We start from the raw sequence: 14,272 nt of genomic DNA on the forward strand, positions 1-14,272 counted from the left end.
CATATTGCATTTTTGAAAGGGGGTGAACCTATGCGGATCCGGTATTATATTTTAATGGGTGTGTTGGTGGTGGCGGCTGCTTTCCTTCCGACTCATGCGGCTGCAGAGAAAAACAATGGAGCGGCCCACTCCGGGAATGCTCACCCTGCTGAAGTACATACGAGCGTAGTTGAAAAAGTCAAAAAGGTCGATTTTCCCCAAAAAGCCGCACCTGCTGCTACTGAAACGAAACAGAAGGGTCAAAAAGAAGAGGTCCAAAAACCAGAAGTGATCAGGGAACGCAAGCCGGTTACAAAAGAAAATCCCGTACATGAGACGCCGGGGAACAAACGACAGAGTGGCAAAGCTGCAACTCCCCCCACTCATAAAAGGGAATTTGCTCCGGTTTCAAAACCTTCGGTGAAAGAGGTTGAAAAACGGGCGACAGAAAGAAAAAATCAACAAGACAATCTCAGAGAGAAACAAGAAGAAGTCTCTCAATCTTCCGGAAAATTCATGCCCGAACCTCAAAGGGAGAAAGAACTCACCTTCCAAAAGCAGCAGGAAAAAGTAAACGTTGGTAAGAAAGATGCCCCAATCTATCAATCAATCAAGAAGATGGATCTTGTCCAACGAAATCCTGCCCATGAAGGAGAAACGAATGCTCCTTTTGAAAAGAGGGCAATCCCCGGTGATGTCGAGGCAGTGAACAACGTTCCTCAGCGGCTGCCATCTTCAGGGGGACAAGCCCAGGAAACATTCAGCCAAGGTACAGGCATGGTAAGCTTCATTCACCATCAGGCAGTTTGGGATATCGGGTTAAAGCTTCGCACCATCTACCACTCGCGCGAAGATACATATTGTTATCAATGGATGAATGCTCCACCGTCACCGCCGCCCAAGGCAGCTCCTTTTATCTAATAAAGTATCTAACTAAAATTATATGGATAAAAGGAGTTAATCAAGCATGAAACATTATTTGAACACTAAAAAACTAGTAAAATCTTTCGTTGTCCCTGCTGTACTGTCATTCGGACTGATCACAGGAGGAAATGTCACAGCTGCTTCTGGATTCGAAAAAGGACAGGGCGAACCTGTCAAAACACTTGAGTCACATAGTGACCAGGTGGACCAGTCAGGCAAGAATGCTGAAGCGCCGGGCCGTGACGTTCCAGCTCAATCCAAAGCAGAAGAAAAAGCTCATTCCAACACAAAAGAAAAAGAGGACACCAAGCAGAAGGAAGAAAACAAGGGTCAATCAAAGGCAGAATCCAAAAAAACAGAGCCTGTCAAGCCTGCACAGTCTGAGACTCCTGCCAAAGCAGACACTGACAAGAGTGCTGATCTGAAGCAAAATGCAGAAGAGAGAAAGCTTGAAGCACAATCAAATGCCAAAGCCGCAAAAAAACCTGAACAGTCGGCACAGCCTTCCGGATTGAATGCTGAAGAAAAAGCAAACAACCAGCGTGAAAATGAAAAAGAGAACAAATCCCAGGCAAGTACACATGCAAGTGAAACAGCTTTGGAAAACGCCAACGAAAACTCAGCGATTTTCTCACATACTGACGTATTGGAAGACTACCTTTTCGGATCCGACTCCGCAACATCAGCGAATCCTGAAGGACAGGATTTTTACATCGGAAAGCTGGGTTACGGCAGTCTCGATCAATTCGATGAAAGCACAGGCAGCGGAATCTATTTCAGCAGCGACAGAGCGGAAGAGGCAAGCTATGTATACGGATACTGGTTCTTATCAGGAATGCAGATCGCTCCTGAAGGATTGTCACCTACTGAGTGGGGAGAAGAGCAGGCGAAACTGGCTCTTGAAAACTATGAAGATATGAAACGTGTATATGGATCAAAAGTCAGATCGGTCATTTTCATCGATGTCGAACCTGCGCTTAGCGGTATGAAGGAATATGACTTCATCAATAATCAATTGATCTACAGCGCTTTCGTCAACTACCTGAATGAATATGGCCAAGGTGTCACACCTGGTACATACTCCTCTACCTGGAGCTGGGACGTGACGATGGGCAGTTATTCACCTGATACACCTGGTGCGTACTGGCTCGCTTATTACACCGGCGACCTTCCATCCGAGGCTGAGTTGACAACAAGCAACCCATACTGGATCACGTTCCCGGGAACAGACGAGCAGGCACAAATCTGGCAATACTATGGCGGCTTTGATGATTATAATGTAGCATCAATGCTTCCGTAGGCTTCATGAGCATATATGCACCATAACCCCGATAACGAATTGTCACATTTCGTTTCGTCATTTGACCCCGCCACTTTTAAAGAGGCGGGGTTTCTTTTAATAGCCATAGCGGCAGGTACCGCGGCTCACAGCTTGAATGATGGGTTGATCGTTATATGCTTCCTGATAGGGGGTTTTTTGTTAAGGTCAGCTAAAATAAAATGATTCAGTATAAATCGGTAAAGTCAGCACATATCGTGAAAAGTCAGCACAAATCGATAGGAGCTGGGGTTCTAAAGGGGTTAAGGCAGCGCAGCGGACGGTTCAGGAGCTACCAGCCATACGGTTCAATCCACATTCCATCATATACAATCCACTTTTTTGAAATACAAGCCACTTTTCAAAAATACAAGCCATTTTCCAAATTTACGTGCCACTTTTTCATTATTCAAGCCACTTTCCCTGTTTTTTAAGCAACTTGTCGAAAAATCTTTAAATCATTGCCTGCAACAAAATTGCATCGTGATGAAAAAAGACCGGTACATAATGCGTACCAGTCTTTTTGATGACTATTGCTTTATTAAATTCCTGCCCAGACATCTTTGCCGAAGCGGCCATCCTGCTCAAGCTTCTCAATCCATTTTTTGGATTCATCTTCAGATGCGCCATGAACATTCCGGTATGCCTGACGAAGCGTATCTTCCACTTCAGGGGCCATCCGGCTGCCATCACCGCAAATATAGAGGTGTGCGCCGCGGCCCAACAGGTAGATCAGATGAGAGGCGTCCTGTTTCATTAAATGCTGTACATAGGTTTTCGGCTGCCCGTCCATACGTGAAAAAGCTGTGTGGAGCGTGACGATGCCATTTTGTTCAGCCCGCTCAAGTTCATCGCGGTAGATGTAATCATGCTCACAATGGCGGCATCCGAAATAGAGATGCGCTTCGCCAACCGGCATGCCTTTTTCCTTCATACTGCGGCGCGCTTGCAGGAAGCCGCGGAATGGAGCAACTCCAGTACCGGGTCCAACCATGATGACCGGGGTTTCAGGATCATCCGGCAATTGGAAATTCGACTGGGGCGTGCGGATGAAACAAGCGATGTCTTCTCCTTTTTCGAGACTTGCCAAGAAGTTGGAGGCGACACCTTCATATTCACCGTGACCACTCCAGGCCGCTCCCTTTACGACACCGACCGTGATGCTCAGTTTTTCAGCATCCGCTGCTGGTGACGAAGAAATGGAGTAATATCTCGGCTTAAGAGCCGGAAGCAAATCCATGAACCGTTCAAACGGCAGCTCACATGCTTCATATTTTTCCAGGAAATCCATCATCGAGATTCGTTTCTTCAACACCTGCTCCTGATAGACACCCTCTTCTAGCAGGACTTCCAATTCCTTTTTGTGAGGAGGGCATACCGTATAAGCTGCCAGTTCACGTATCTGAGCCCGTGTGGCTGCCTCTTGTAATTCGACACAGTGGGCAAGGAGATCGAATAAGGCCACAGGCCGGTCAAGCGGCAGGTGTGCGGCGCTCCGCCCGCTAGCTGACAGCACGACTTGGTCATTCCCGTTCAAGCCGAACCGCTTCAATACACGGTTCACATTTTTGGAGCTGTTCTTAGGAAGGACCCCGAGGTGATCTCCTTCCTTATAGGACAGCCCAGACGGCAGAGAGACTTCGATATGGCGGGTGCTTCTGCCGCTGTTTGGTGTCTGAAGCTCCTTGTTATCCAGGATACTGGTGTTCACTGCTTCATATGATTGCGCTAGAGGAGAACCGCCTATACCGCTGACAAATTCCATGCTAAGGCTTTTCCGTTCCTTGCTTCCGCTGTTCTCAACTTTCAGTCCGAACGTCTCGACCGCATCTGCCCACATGCTGTCTTTCCATTGCTCCAGCTGTTCTTCGAAATCGCCGCTTGCATCTCCTTCGCCGCGCTTGGAGAATCTTACGGCGCCTTTTTCAGCAAGCTTCTCATCAATCAATCTTGGTACATTTTGATACGTGCTTGCCCAGTTATGATCTCCGCATCCGAACACCGCATAATGGACACCGCCGAGTTCACCGGGCTTCACTTCCTCGAGCCATTGGACGAATTGCCCGGCATTGCTTGGCGGCTTCCCATTGTAGGAGGAAGTGACGATCAAGACTGCTCCATCTTCCGGCAGGCTGCCTACGCGGTCGTTAAGAGGGGATACCTCTGTACGGACGCCGTGGAAGCTTGCGGTATCCGCGAGCTCCTTGGCCACGCCTTCTGCCGTACCGGCATCAGAACCGTAAAGGACGAGCAGGGGACGGTCATTAAGACCGGAGACTACAGGGGCATCCTGCTCCCGGTTGTCTTTCTCTTTTTTCTCCATTCCATTTTCACCGGAAGAATATAGAGAGTGATCGACAGCCGACTGATCTCGCTGTTTTACTTTGATCTTAAAGTCGCCAGGTTTAAGCGTCAGGGTCTGTTTGACATCAAGTTTGTAGTCTTGATCATCGATGAACTCAAAATGCTTCAGCAGCATGCCGAGTACAAGAGTCGCCTCATGAAGGGCAAACTGCATCCCGATACAGGCACGCTGACCGTTCCCGAACGGCTTATACGCATGGTGCGGGACTTTTTCCGGATTTTCAAAGCGTTCAGGGCGGAATTCTTCCGCATCTGCTCCCCAAGCGTCTTGATCACGGTGCAGTTCAGGGATCAGCACGGTGATCCGCTCTTCTACTTTCTTCACCGGGTACTTGCCGGCAAGGACGGTATCCTCTTTAGCAAACAGGCTGAAGGCAGGAGCCGTCGGCCATAACCGCAGTGATTCATTCAAAATCATCCGGACATATTTCAGATCGATCACTTGTTTATAGGTCGGTGCAGTCCCTGAGAAAACTTGATCCACTTCCTCGCAGGCTTTCTTTAATTTATCCGGATTTTTCATCAGGAAGTAAAGGGCGAATGACAAGAGCCCGCTTGTTGTTTCATGTCCAGCAATCAGGAAGGTGATGATCTGGTACCGGATATTCTCGTCATCCAGTTTCTCTCCGGTTTCAGGATCCTTCACATTCAACATCCGGGACAATAAATCATTCTCTTCCTGCGATCCATTTGCCTTCCGTTCAGCGATGATGTTATCGACCATTGAGAACATCGTCTGTGTGTCATGTTTAAATTGGCGTTTCGTCCTGACCATCAGCTTATCCTGTATGTCCAGTCTCTGCAGCTGGTGCATCGCTTCATCCATTGCCCGGACCATAGAGATGATGAACGGATGGGGGCTCTCACGGTAAAAGCTGTTGAACCGGTAGTTGAACCCGCACAATCCGATCGTATCGAGGGTCAGACGAGTCATATCTTCCGGCACATCGATTTCTTCATTTGGATTCAGCCGGGCCCATTTCTGGACAAGCTGGACGGCGATATCGACCATCATCCCATGATAATCCTTCATCGCACGCTGGCTGAAGGTAGGCATGAGGATGTTGTGCGCCTTACTCCAATTCGCCTCATCCGTCCGGCTGGTGAACAACCCGTCCCCGCCGAAGGCACGCACCTTCTCGAGTGCGCCTTCAATGCTTTTATCAAATCTCGATTGGTCACATACCTCTTTAACCAGCTCATGCCCAGACACGATGATCGTTGAAGAAGAAGGGGTCTGCAGTCTGAAGATGGGTCCCTGCTCCTCTGCGAGCTTCATGAAAGATAACGTCGGATTATCCTTGTCGATCAGCGGAAGATGTCCGAGTGGTCCGTATGTCTTTGGCTGTGGGATCGCTTCATATTTTTCCATTGAAAACACCCTTTCGAATATGATTGGTTACACACGTCTGCTTTAACACATCACTTGATAAAGTTTGCGCGCAGGCTGTGTTTGATCACTTCTTTCCATTGTTTTGCATCTTGAGTGATGGACGTGAAATTCCCTATGATATGAGGGGCTGCCTGCTGATAGGAAACAGACGAAAGAAGCATGACGATAAGTTCTTCCGGATCCTGATCTGCCAGTACCCCCATTTCAATTCCCTTTAGAATAAATGGATAGCTTTGTTCGTGAAAAGGTCTGATCAGCTGTTCAAATAAGTGGTCAAACCTTTCGCCTTTTTGAATGCTTTCATTCATAACAAATAAACTGAACTCCCTATGCTCGAATGTCATATCGACCATCCTGTCGAAAAGCTCACCCAGCAGCTTTCTCATATCCGAAGGCTCCTGAACAACGTCCAAGTCGAAATCATTAATTTCCAATACTTCTTCGGAAAGCTTGAGTATGACTGCTTTCCAAAGGTCCAGTTTCGAACCGTAATGGTACTTGATCAACGCCATATTCACATTGGCATCCATAGCAATTTCGCGGAGGCTCGTTTCCTCAAAGCCTTTCGTTGAAAACAACTTTGAGGCGGAACGTAATAGCTCCCCCTTGGCCACTTCATTATTCAAACGTGGCCTTCCGGGTGCTTTCTTTTGATGATCAGATTGAGTCATAATAAGAGGTCCTTTCTTTAATTAATCAAGTGATTAATTAGTATGCGTTTAGTATCGGACATCTGTAATGGAAAGTCAAACGATAACAGAATGGGGCTATGGGGACAGGGGCCTATACCCGTTTCTGGGCGGGGAGTTCGGGGATGGAGATGGGATGTTTTGTTAAAATCAGCATAAAACGATATAAGTAAGCATACATCAGAAAAATTCAGCATAAATCCAAAAAAGTCAGCACATATTCGTGAAAAGTGAGCACAAATCGATTGGAGCTGTGGTTCTAAAGGGGTGAAGGCAGCTCAGAGGGGGGGAAGGGGCTTCCAGCCGAACGATTCAATCCAATTTTCTTCATAATCAAGCCACTTTTTTGAAATACAAGCCACTTTCCAAATTTATGTGCCACTTTTTCATTATTCAAGCTACTTTCCCTGTTTTTCAAGCAACTTGTCGAAAAATCTTTACCCAGCTGCAGATCGGCCTGGGGGTTCAGGTACGTTGTCCCGTTTTTGTGTAAGGAGGGACAGGCCTGTCTTCTTTCCAAACCCAGTAGCCCCATCCTTATTTCCATAGAGGCTTATAAAAAGAAAAGAGGACATGACATTTTCGGAAATTGTCATGTCCTTTCTTCTATTAATCTACTAATTTGTAGTCTTCAGCCAAACTTAAGGGTTCACAGTCGGGAACCCAAAACCGGACGCATAGTCATCGCCAGCGGCTGCACCAGAGCCGCCGAGGATATCATTGTTCGTCGCACGGTTCTGAATTTCTGTACGAAGCTGGGCTGCAGATAAACTAGGGTTTGCCGCCCAGATTTTAGCGGCCAGGCCGGATACGTGTGGAGTAGCCATCGATGTACCGCTGATGGTGTTGTACGTACCGTCGTACCAGGTTGATTCAATAGCGCGTCCCGGTGCAGATACTTCCACATCACGCACTCCGATTACGTAGTCGCCATCTGTGTCCGGATTTCCGCGGGACGAGAAGTCAGCTACACGGTAAGTTCCATTCTGCTGGACATCTTCAAGTGCTGCCACTGCAATTGCATTTTCCACCGCTCCTGGGTATCCGATTGTATTGGCACTTGGACCGGAGTTCCCCGCTGCCGCCACGACAAGTACACCTTTGTTATAGGCATAGTTGACAGCGTCTGTAATCAGCGGGCTTTCAGAACTTGCCCCCAGTGACATCGAAATGACCGTATTGACATTCAGTCGGTCAGCTTCATCAGCAGCATAACGGATAGCGGCTGCAATGTCATCAGAGTAACCGGATCCACGGTCGTTCAATACTTTGTAGGCCCATAGCTTGGCGTCCGGTGCTACACCATAGATCCCGTCTCCGGCACCACCGTCGGCAAGGACAGTTCCTGCTACATGTGTACCATGGCCGTTCTTATCTTCACAGAAGTTTGTGACGAGGCTTGCTTTTCGTTGGGAGAAATCGTTACACTGCTCAACGTTGTTAGCCAGATCAGTATGATTGGTGTTGGCGCCGGTATCAAGGACAGCCACTTTCACACCGCTTCCCCCGGAAGTGGCACTGATGCCCGCATCCTCATACATCGCTTCAATTCCCCATGGTGTCTGATCACTTGGTGCGGCTATTGCATTTGAACCAGGCTTAGCTTCCAATGATACTTCATCGACAAGTTTGACAGATACGTTTTTATTCTTTTGCAGCGCTTTGTATTGGGCTTCCGTTACATCGGTAGAGAAGCCGTTCTGATCAAAGTCCCAGCGCACACCGTAATTTTGCTTAGCGCTGTTTTCTGCCTTTTCATTAGTGGATGAAATAAGAACCCGTACCTTTTCTGCTTGTTCTGTGGCATCAACCGGACTCGTATAAGCCGGGCTGACCAGAAGAGCACTCATCACGACAGTTCCAAGAATCTTTCCTACTTTCATTTACAACATCCTCTCCAGTTTTTATCTAACCAACCATCGGAGACACTTCTACGTCTCCCTGAAAAAAAGCTCCCCTCCTCACTGAGAGAAATTGACAAGAATCATCTAGTGAACCATTATGTAGAGATTCTTACTAAAACGAATTGTAACAAAATTTCATTATTTACAGAATAGGTGAAAAATTCAGGTTTTTGGAAAATCATTACATATAACAGTGACGAATCTATTTATTCATAGGTAATTGAGGAAAATTTTCATCAAAGACAGAGTTAAACCGCGTTTTGTATAGGGTGAAAGTCCTGGGTTTTCCCAACCTGTTTTTGAAACTTTTTTAGTGATGGGGGTGAAGACCTGATTTCGATTGCAGATTTGTGGAAGCAGGGATTGTAGTGTGATGAGCAGGAGGGAAAGATTTTGGGGATTTCTGTTAAAGTCAGCGTATAACAAAATTAGTCAGCATAAATTCATTTTTTTCAGCATAAACCGGAAACGTCAGCATAATTCGAAAGCAGCCATGGTTGTAAAGCGGGGAAGGTAGCGCAGATGACGGTTCAGGGGCTTCCAGCAAAACGAAACTATCCCACTTTCCATCATATTCAATCCACTTTCCCCGTTTATCAACCAACTTGTCGAAAAATCTTTTAACGAATCCAAGGTGGTCGTTTTACTTGGATTTAATTCCTGCGATGGAATCACGTTTTTTAAAAGGGAGTGGAACTGTGATACGACTAAAGTTGCAGCCAACATCATCTAAAAGGTGGATGAGTGTTTCAGGGGATTTTTGTACTGTTAAGATACATAAAATTTCCGGAGGACAAATGATGAAAAAGTATATCTGTACGACATGTGGAGTCCAATATTCTAAGAGTAAGAGCGAACCTGAACATTGCCCAATCTGCGAAGAAGAAAGGCAGTATGTGAACCCTGATGGTCAATCCTGGTCTACCCATGATGAATTAATGGAGAGCGGAAACTACAAAAATATCATCATTAAAGAAGAACAAGGGCTATACAGCATCACCACAACTCCGAAAGTGGGAATCGGGCAGACAGCCTATCTGGTCATCAGTGAGGGTTTCAATGTTCTCTGGGACTGCATCACATACCTGGATGACGAAACGATTGCATTCATCCGTTCATTGGGCGGGATCCATGCAATAGCACTTTCTCATCCCCATTACTACTCAAGGCAAGCGGATTGGGCGGAAACGTTCGATGCCCCGATCTATATTCATCGTGGCGATCATGAATGGATAATGGAACCAAGTGAACATATCCGTTTATGGGAAGGTGAAAAAAGAGAGTTGAATGAAGGATTAACATTACACCGTCTCGGAGGGCATTTTAAAGGCGGTGCAGTGCTGCATTGGGCAAATGGGGATTGCGGCAAAGGGGTTCTTCTGACCGGGGATATCATACAAGTTGTTGCCGATACCGGCTGGGTAAGCTTTATGTACAGCTACCCGAATTTGATTCCCCTGCCTGCGAGCAAAGTGGAGGAGATGGCGAAGAAAGTATTTGAGTTACCATTCAACCGCTTATACAACGCTTTTCACAAAGTGATAAAAGAGAATGCCCATCGTGCAGTTCAGCGGTCGGCCACTCGTTACATCAAAGCACTTAACGGTGAATTGTTCGATACATGAAAATAGCAAAAACATGGCAGCTTTACACAATACCATATTTAAATAACTAGGAAGCACGGGGACGGGGATTTCTGCTTAGAAAGCATAAAAACCGTCCCCGTGCTTTCGTGGTGATATGAAATCCTCCAATGGTCAACGGGGAATATATATTCCAAGTCACCGCCCGCCTTCTAGACTAGCATCCTAATATGCTACGATTAAAGGAAAGTGGAATTAATTTAACATTTTATGAAATTATTTGAACCTATCCTTCTATTTTTCTATCTAATGATATAGAGCCAATGAATGTCCTGGAGGTACTGATCATGTCGCATATAAAATTAATCAAGAAAGCCAAAAAGGGACATCACCCCTCGTTCATTGCGTTGATGAAAGAGTATGAATCGACGATGTACCGGGTGGCGAAGGGGATTTTAAAGAGAGATCATGATTGCGCAGATGCGATTCAGGAAACGATCTTGATCTGTTATAAGAAGATGAGTTCGTTGAAAGAGGACAAGTATTTTAAGACGTGGATGATCCGCATCTTGATCAATGAATGTACTTCCATTCTTCAAAAACGCCAGTCGGTTGTGCCTGTATTGGATTTCATACAAACGGAAGAAGAGGACTTGGATTTTAAATTATCGGTCCAAGAAGCCGTGGCGTCTCTGCATGAGGCCCTGCGAACGGTGACGACTCTATACTATTTTGAGGACCTTACAATCAAGGAAATCTCACAAATTCTCAACATACCAGAAGGGACCGTGAAATCAAGATTATCGAAAGCAAGGGAGCTTTTGATGGATCAACTCGTTTCTGAATCGAAACCTTCAACAAGGGGGGCGTGGAAATGAATGAGAACGAATTTGATGCAAAGGTAAAAGGGTTGTTTGATCAAGATTCAATCCCGCCAATCGTGAAGAAGCGCATGAATGAAGCCTATGACAGGATAGAAGAAGATGGTAAAAAGAACAGATGGAAGATGATTTACCCTATCATTAGTAAGAAAGTGAAGGCAGGACTGATCGGTGGTCTGATGATCGCCATTCCGGCTTTCGGTGTTTTCGCTTATAACGGATTCCAGCTTTTTGATTCAGAAGGTGAAGTCGTGATGGAAATATCAAAGTCCCCTGCCGACGTTCAAGAGTGGAATGATGATTCGGTCGAAGCGCTTAAGGAGAAAGTGAAACAGGGGGAAGCGCTCGTCTATTATAAAGTGAGTGATTATCCAGAGAAGGCATTCACCGTTTACAGGAAGCCAGCCGTTTTCTCAGATTTTCAAAAATACAGGGACACCATTGCACATTCCTATGCCCCAAGTGAAACGCTTCCCCTCGGTTTCAAGTTTGTAAGCGGCAAGATCACGGTGGATGCGGCGGAGGGTCAATTCCAGAGAGTGGAGTCAGAGCTATTTGCCAAAGCGGCGCACAGTGAAAAAGAAGTAGTGGCCAAGATTGTGAAGGTACAGGAGAAGAGTGACCAAATTGTCACTGTCACCACCTACAGCAATGACAAGACCGAATTGTTCATCCGGAGCTCGTCCAATGTGGAGCTTTATGAAAATATGCCGTTGGATGATGGGGAGTTATCTGTATCCAAGGTCGACCTTCAGGACCATGAAGCCTTTTATCTTAAGAAGACGAAGGGGGAATTCCCGTATCAATCGATTCTCTGGATAAAGGAATATGATGGGGAAAAGGTGATGTATGAAGTGATGACATACGCACTCGACGAGCTATCCGAGGATGACTTGACCGGCATAGCTGAAACCATCCATCGTTAATGCCTTGTATATAAGACTCATTCCAGAGGAGGTATCGTATGAATAAATTGAGTGCTTCTGCCATTCAGGTGTTGATGATCCTTACTGGTATTTTTGCCATCAGCATCCTGCCATCGATCATCAATGAATTGTGGAAGATCCTGGCGGGGTTCTTTTCCCTTTCCAGTCTTGTGTATGTCAATCCAATATTGGGGGTGGAAAGAGAGCTTTTTCCATTCTTTTGGAATGCGTATGAATATTCCCTGACCGTCTTTTTTTCGGCATTATTCCTGTCCTTGTCAGCTGCCATCTTCATGTTGTTTTTTTATTTTCTGCTTGGCAAGCCGTTTCAGGTCCTGGTTGATTCCTTTTCCTTTTTATTCAGCTCGCTCCCGGACATCTTCATCATTGTCGGGAGTCAGCTGCTTGTGGTGTGGATCTACCGGAAGACCGGGATCTTTCTATTTGATTTTGTGGCGCTTGGGGAAGACAGGGCGTATGTCCTTCCAGTCTTATGTTTATCGATTCTTCCGACCATGTATTTTATCAAGACGTTGACGGTGTTGATGAGGGAGGAATTTGAGAAGCCCTACGTGGAACTTGCAAAGAGTAAAGGCCTATCCTATTTCCGCATCCTATTTGTCCACGTATTCCGAAATACAATCATCAGCCTGGCCTACCACGGGAAGAATGTGATGTGGCTGATGCTGTCCAATCTGCTGATTTTGGAATATTTGTTTAATATGCTTGGTGTCACCACGTTTTTATTTTCCTATAACACGCCGACTCTATTTGCGGTCTCATCTGTCTTATTATTCGTCCCGATATTTTTGTTTCTTAAAGGGGTCCAAAGGATGGCGAATTCGATGACTGGAAATGAGGTGGAGTTATGATATGGAATGTCATTCGGCAGCCTTTATTTCTTATCGGATTTCTAACCATCCTGATCATCACATTGGCGAGTGTCATTCATGCAACTCACTTTGATTCGGTCATACCAAATACAGAGTGGCTGAAAGACAGCGAGGGAAAAGTGATTGCGGGACCCCCGTTGGAACCTGCCAAAGAGTACCCATTCGGCACGGATAAGTTTGGATATCATATGTTTTATAGGCTGCTGCAAGGTGCGAAGTATACGTTTGGAGCTGCTCTTCTCGTCTCAATTCTTGGTTTCTCGCTTTCTTTCATACTGGGAACGTTTCTGGCATTTTGGAAGAAGAAAGGATCGGCAGCATTACTAAAAGGCATTTCCTCTTCGTTCTATTTCGTGCCGCAATCGATCATTGGCTATAATATCTTGTATCCTGTACTATGGGAACCGCCTGAAGGCTTTGCTTACACGTTAACCGAAAGAGTGGTGTATCAAGTCATCATGCTCGCCCTCATACTTGCACCTACCACAGCGCTGCTGATCGCTGATGAAACCAGGGAAATCCTGAAGCGGGAATTTATTGAGAGTGCGGTTACACTTGGGGCTTCCCCCTTTCATATTTTCAGGAAGCATGTACTGCCGCATCTGACACCAAGGTTATTTCTCATATTTCCAAGAATCATCGTTCAGGTTCTCTTGATCATCGCCCATCTAGGCATTTTCCAGATTTATTTCGGTGGTACATCCGTCTGCTATGATGTTTTCTGTGACCCACCCATGCCGATAGCGAATGAATGGTCCGGGCTGCTTGGCATGTATATCAAACAAATCAACTACCAGTGGTGGCTGGCAGTCGGGCCGCTTGCATGCTTTACCATTTCCATCCTTGCCATCAACAGTATGTCTGCAGGGATTGAGAAGGGACTTGCCCCAAAGAAAGCTTATAGTAAGAGAAGGAGTCGCAGAAGCAAGAAGCGGTCAGCTTCCGCTGGTACACCTGTATTTAAAGCGGGAGAGGAAGATTTCGAGAGAGTGAGAAGGGATGATTACGCATCTTGATGGAGGAGTGAATGAGAAGCATGGGGATGGTGGGGAAACACATGAACCATCCCCGTGCTTTTTGATTAATTCATAAAATTGCTGAAAACGATGAGATATAGGTATTTTACAGCCCTTACCGAGGGGCAGATCAATTTAAATGAACTTGCAGACTGCCAAATTCTATTGGCGGTTCTTTTTTTGCAAAAACATCCACTCTTTACAAGCGGATGATGAAGAAAATCTTTTAGTTTTGCTTGGAAATCGTCGAGTTTCTACCAAAAATCATCGAGTTTCCATCAATAATCATTTAGTTCTGACCAATAATCGTCGAGTTTCACAAAAAAATCATCCATACCCACCTTAATCAATAAAAACTTCCCACCCTGTACATAGATTGTTAATAGTTTCGTAATATTTTCC

The 14,272-nt window shown here is 45.9% G+C and carries 9 protein-coding genes and 2 pseudogenes; 7 read left to right on the forward strand and 4 right to left on the reverse strand.

Translation table 11 applies throughout. The features are described 5' to 3' along the window. The first annotated feature begins 30 nt into the window (after positions 1–30). Positions 31–900, forward strand: a complete 870-nt coding sequence (locus tag AAEO50_RS05250) for a hypothetical protein (RefSeq protein WP_341981226.1) — start codon at positions 31–33, stop codon at positions 898–900. A gap of 46 nt (positions 901–946) precedes the next feature. After that, complete coding sequence (locus AAEO50_RS05255; RefSeq protein WP_341981228.1) at positions 947–2,203, forward strand: hypothetical protein; 1,257 nt, start codon at positions 947–949, stop codon at positions 2,201–2,203. Positions 2,204–2,762: 559 nt separating this feature from the next. On the opposite strand, the pseudogene AAEO50_RS21395 reads toward AAEO50_RS05255, so the two are convergent. The 4 genes and pseudogenes from AAEO50_RS21395 to AAEO50_RS05270 all read right to left on the reverse strand — a co-directional run. Beyond that, positions 2,763–4,478, reverse strand: a pseudogene (locus tag AAEO50_RS21395) (diflavin oxidoreductase); the annotation flags it as partial. 122 nt (positions 4,479–4,600) lie between these two features. Beyond that, positions 4,601–5,957, reverse strand: a pseudogene (locus AAEO50_RS21400) (cytochrome P450); the annotation flags it as partial. A gap of 50 nt (positions 5,958–6,007) precedes the next feature. Further along, complete coding sequence (locus AAEO50_RS05265; RefSeq protein ID WP_341981232.1) at positions 6,008–6,649, reverse strand: TetR/AcrR family transcriptional regulator; 642 nt, start codon at positions 6,647–6,649, stop codon at positions 6,008–6,010. Positions 6,650–7,308: 659 nt separating this feature from the next. Beyond that, positions 7,309–8,550, reverse strand: a complete 1,242-nt coding sequence (locus AAEO50_RS05270) for a S8 family peptidase (RefSeq protein WP_341981234.1) — start codon at positions 8,548–8,550, stop codon at positions 7,309–7,311. Positions 8,551–9,368: 818 nt separating this feature from the next. On the opposite strand from AAEO50_RS05270, the gene AAEO50_RS05275 reads away from it, so the two are divergent. The 5 genes from AAEO50_RS05275 (at position 9,369) to AAEO50_RS05295 (ending at position 13,870) form a co-directional block, all read left to right on the forward strand. Further along, positions 9,369–10,196 (forward strand): MBL fold metallo-hydrolase, encoded by an 828-nt coding sequence (locus AAEO50_RS05275; RefSeq protein WP_341981236.1) that lies wholly within the window; start codon positions 9,369–9,371, stop codon positions 10,194–10,196. A gap of 305 nt (positions 10,197–10,501) precedes the next feature. After that, a complete protein-coding gene (locus AAEO50_RS05280) occupies positions 10,502–11,032 on the forward strand; it encodes an RNA polymerase sigma factor (RefSeq protein ID WP_341981238.1) in 531 nt (176 codons plus the stop codon). Continuing rightward, the gene (locus tag AAEO50_RS05285; RefSeq protein WP_341981240.1) at positions 11,029–11,961 is read left to right on the forward strand and encodes a hypothetical protein; all 933 of its coding nucleotides are present in this window, start codon (positions 11,029–11,031) and stop codon (positions 11,959–11,961) included. Before AAEO50_RS05280 ends, AAEO50_RS05285 begins: the two co-directional genes overlap by 4 nt. Positions 11,962–11,999: 38 nt before the next feature. Continuing rightward, the gene (locus AAEO50_RS05290; protein WP_341981242.1) at positions 12,000–12,833 is read left to right on the forward strand and encodes an ABC transporter permease subunit; all 834 of its coding nucleotides are present in this window, start codon (positions 12,000–12,002) and stop codon (positions 12,831–12,833) included. Next, positions 12,830–13,870, forward strand: coding sequence for an ABC transporter permease (locus AAEO50_RS05295; protein ID WP_341981244.1), 1,041 nt, complete (start codon positions 12,830–12,832; stop codon positions 13,868–13,870). Before AAEO50_RS05290 ends, AAEO50_RS05295 begins: the two co-directional genes overlap by 4 nt. The last annotated feature ends 402 nt before the right edge of the window (positions 13,871–14,272 follow it).

This window comes from Rossellomorea oryzaecorticis (assembly GCF_038405515.1).
In the GTDB taxonomy this organism is placed as follows: domain Bacteria; phylum Bacillota; class Bacilli; order Bacillales; family Bacillaceae_B; genus Rossellomorea; species Rossellomorea oryzaecorticis_A.